Genomic DNA, 3,718 nt, shown 5'->3' with positions numbered 1-3,718 from the left:
CCACCTTTTATCAAGTAGATTTATAATAGTTGAAGATTTATCTAAATAAAATCTTTTAATATTTTTTTTTCGTTTTAATTTATTATGATCGAATGTAAAATCATCAAATTTTGAATTTAATAATTTTAAATAAAAGTAGGTGCTAATATTTAAAGCTATACCAACTTTAATTCCATGTGGGGGAACTGGCTTTTGATATATTTCTGAATACATATCAAAAAAATGAGAAATATGATGCTCTGTTCCAGAAGCAGGTCTCGAACTTTCCACCATCATCATTGCTATACCTGAATTAATTAAACCTTCAGTTAAAATTTTAATCCCTTTTTCTTCTCTATTTTTTATCTCATCAGAATTTTCCATTAGATTGTCTAATGTATTCTTAATTAATAAAAAAGCTTTTGAACAAAAATATTCATCAAATAATACTTTTCCCAATTTCCATTCTAATAAAGAAGATATTTTTCCAAGTAGATCTCCAAGACCTGATTGAATCATCTTCCAGGGGGCCTCTGAAAGCAATTCAAGATCGGCTATAATTAATTCAGGAGGGTTGATATTGTATGTTTGTTTTACACCGTTAACTGTGATTGAAGAAACGGAAGATGCATAACCATCCATAGAAGGAGCAGTTGTGATAATTGAATAAGGCATATTCATTTTATCTGCTGCAAATGCTGTTAAATCATTAATTGTACCTGAACCGCAAGCTAATAAATATCCATTTGTATCAACACTTGATAAAATTTTAAATAAAGCATCTGTGTCTGGTTCAACATGATCATTTTCTTTTTTTTCTTCAAGTAAAATCTCTTCAATTTTCCAGTCATTATCTAAAATAATTTTCTTGATTCTATGTCCAACAACTTTTTTTGTATTTTTATCTACTATTAAATAAAATTTAGATGCATTAGTATATTTTCTTAAAATATTATCTAATTCATTTATAACTTTTTCTCCAATAATAATTTCATCAATTGGAATTTGATGAGTTCTACCACAATTACACTCTATACCATTTATTTTATTTATATTCATTTAATTTCCTCTCTTTAATTTTGATATTTAAAATTATAAATTAGTATAGTATGAAAAAAATTAAAATGTATTTTAATGATCTTCTTCAAGTAGGGTAACTTCAACAAACTCAGCTAGGTCAGAGATAGCCTTATTTGCATCTTCCCCTTCTGATTTTAAAGTTATTTGACTTCCTTTAGAGATTCCTAAACTCATAAGTCCCATAATACTTTTAGCATTAACTTCTTTTCCTTCAAACACAATTGTTGTTTCTGCTTTATATTTACTTGCCTTTTTTACAAATTGTGATGCGGGCCTAGCGTGTAAACCAGTTTCATTCATTACTTTTATAGTTTTTTCTTTTTCCATTTTTAAAACTCCTTTATTTTAGTGAAAATTTAATGACATAAAGTCTTGCTTAATTCATAAATTTCATTATCCGTTTTACTTTTTGTTTTTTTTGAGTTATTAAATTTATTTAATATAATATCATTACAATTAATACCAATTATCCCACATTGATTTTTATTTATCATTGTTTGAACAGCATAGTAACCAAATTTAGATGCAAGTATTCTGTCAAATGCTGAAGGATTACCACCTCTTTGAAGATGTCCAAGCAAAATAGATTTAATACTATAACCAAGGTCTTTTTCTAATTTATTTTTTACTTCATCTAATTTACCTGCTCCTTCTGCCATAATAATTATTGCATATTTTTTACCAATTTTAAATTTATTATTTAAATTATTAATAATTTCATTATAGTCAATTTTTTGTTCAGGTATTAATACTTCATCAGCACCACCTGATAAAGAAGAATATAATGCAATATCCCCAGAATTTCTTCCCATGACTTCAATTAAAAAGATACGAGGATTTTCATTAACTAACGACTTAGCTGTATCTAAAACTTTGTCAACAGAATTAATCACTATATTACAAGCAGTATCAAACCCAATTGTATAATCTGTAACATTAATATCATTATCAATTGTACCAGGAATTGCAATAACTTTAATTTCTTTTTTTGCGAGTTTTTGAGCTCCTTTAATTGACCCATCTCCTCCAATAACAATTAATCCATCTAATTTCATTTTCTTTATATTTTTAACTGCTTGTTCTATGCCTTCATCTGTTTTAAATCTATCAGTTCTCCCCGATTTGAGAATTGTACCACCATCTGTACTAATATGATCAATATCTAGAATATTTAATTTCTTATATTTCATTTCTAATAAACCTATATAACCAAATTCAATTCCATAAACTTGAATCTTATTTTTTTGAGCTGTTTTTACTATAGATCTTATAGCTGAATTCATTCCGGGTGCATCACCACCACTAGTTAAAACTCCTATTCTCTCCAATTTAAATCGCTCCTCTTATATCTAGTACCATTTAACTTGATTTATCTGATCTATAATCAATTGTCTTTTTAATTAGAACTACTCCTATTACAAAACTATTAATTAATAATTGATTTTGCAAATAAAGATTAGAGAGATACCTACCATGTGGACCTAAGAACATCTTAATCATACTACCTACATAACTTCCACCCATTTTTTACCTCCTATTAAATTGAGAAATATTAGTCAGCATTCTGATAATCACTAATGAAATCAATTCGTCTTTTATGCCTTCCACCTTCAAATTCAGTTTTTAGCCAAACTCTAGTTATCATTTTAGCCAACTCAGCTCCGATCACCCTAGCTCCCATACATAATATATTAGAGTTATTATGGGCTCTGGAGGCCTCTGCAGAAAACACATTATTTACAAGAGCAGCTCTGATTCCTTTTACTTTATTAGCCATAATCGACATACCAATGCCTGTTCCACAAATTAAAATACCTCTGTTATATTTATCATCAGCGACAGACTCCGCCACTTTTTTAGCAATGGGGCCAAAATCAACTGATTTTTCATTCATAGTACCAAAATCTTTATATTTAATACCTTCTGCTTCTAATGTCTTTTTAATTTCTTCTTTTAATTCATATCCCCCATGATCAGATCCAATAGCAATTTTCACCACAAAAACACCTACCTAATTCTAATAATTTCCTTTATAATCTTTACCTTCTATAATCTCAATAGCACCACTTGCTCCAATTCTAGAAGCTCCAGCTTTTATCATATCTAATGCATCTTGATATGTCTTAATTCCGCCAGCTGCTTTGACTTCAAGATTAGACCCTACAGTTTTTTTTATTAGTTTCACATCATCTAATGCTGCTCCTCCACCATTAAAACCTGTAGCTGTCTTAACAAAATCAGCACCACCTGACTCAACTAATTTACATGCTTTTATAATTTCTTCTTTTGTTAAAAGAGCGCTTTCAATAATAACTTTTGTCGTTAAACCATTTGCTAATTTCACGAATTCCTTAATTTCATTTTCTACATAATCATATTCACCAGATTTAAATGCAGATAAATTCATTAACATATCTAATTCAGATGCTCCAGCTTTAATTGATTCTTTAGTTTCAGTTAGTTTTGTTTTTTTAGTGCTGCATCCAAGAGAAAATCCTATTGGTGCACCTACTTTAACATCATGTTTATTAAGCTTATTATACACAAATTCTAAATAATAAGGATTAACAAAAACAGTTTTAAATCCATATTCTATAGTTTCTTGACAAAATTTTTCTAAATCTGTTTTCGAAGCAGTTAAATCTAGTAAGGTATAATC

General features: G+C 28.5%; 6 protein-coding genes. All 6 read right to left on the bottom strand.

The features are described 5' to 3' along the window. Positions 1–1,038, bottom strand: a 1,038-nt coding sequence (locus CI949_RS18285) for a sn-glycerol-1-phosphate dehydrogenase (RefSeq protein ID WP_290769046.1), incomplete at its 3' end; no start/stop codon positions are given. Positions 1,039–1,110: 72 nt separating this feature from the next. Next, positions 1,111–1,386 carry an HPr family phosphocarrier protein gene (locus CI949_RS18280; RefSeq protein WP_089720210.1) on the bottom strand — a complete coding sequence of 92 codons (276 nt, stop codon included), beginning with the start codon at positions 1,384–1,386 and terminating at the stop codon, positions 1,111–1,113. A gap of 29 nt (positions 1,387–1,415) precedes the next feature. Then, the gene (locus CI949_RS18275; RefSeq protein ID WP_089720212.1) at positions 1,416–2,387 is read right to left on the bottom strand and encodes an ATP-dependent 6-phosphofructokinase; all 972 of its coding nucleotides are present in this window, start codon (positions 2,385–2,387) and stop codon (positions 1,416–1,418) included. 31 nt (positions 2,388–2,418) lie between these two features. Then, on the bottom strand, positions 2,419–2,583 hold the full coding sequence (locus CI949_RS18270; RefSeq protein ID WP_176760056.1) for a hypothetical protein: 165 nt from the start codon (positions 2,581–2,583) through the stop codon (positions 2,419–2,421). Positions 2,584–2,611: 28 nt separating this feature from the next. Next, positions 2,612–3,055, bottom strand: coding sequence for a ribose 5-phosphate isomerase B (rpiB, locus tag CI949_RS18265; protein ID WP_089720214.1), 444 nt, complete (start codon positions 3,053–3,055; stop codon positions 2,612–2,614). A 21-nt stretch (positions 3,056–3,076) separates the two neighbouring features. Next, positions 3,077–3,718: deoxyribose-phosphate aldolase (gene deoC, locus CI949_RS18260; RefSeq protein WP_290769034.1), on the bottom strand; the 642-nt coding region annotated here is incomplete at its 5' end.

It is taken from the genome of Halanaerobium sp., from assembly GCF_003070835.1.
This window is presented reverse-complemented; position numbering and strand designations above follow the sequence as displayed.

Bases quoted from the DNA above. Each gene is read 5' to 3' on its own strand.
- CI949_RS18280 (WP_089720210.1), bottom strand. From the start codon at position 1,386: ATGGAAAAAGAAAAAACTATAAAAGTAATGAATGAAACTGGTTTACAC.
- CI949_RS18270 (WP_176760056.1), bottom strand. From the start codon at position 2,583: ATGGGTGGAAGTTATGTAGGTAGTATGATTAAGATGTTCTTAGGTCCA.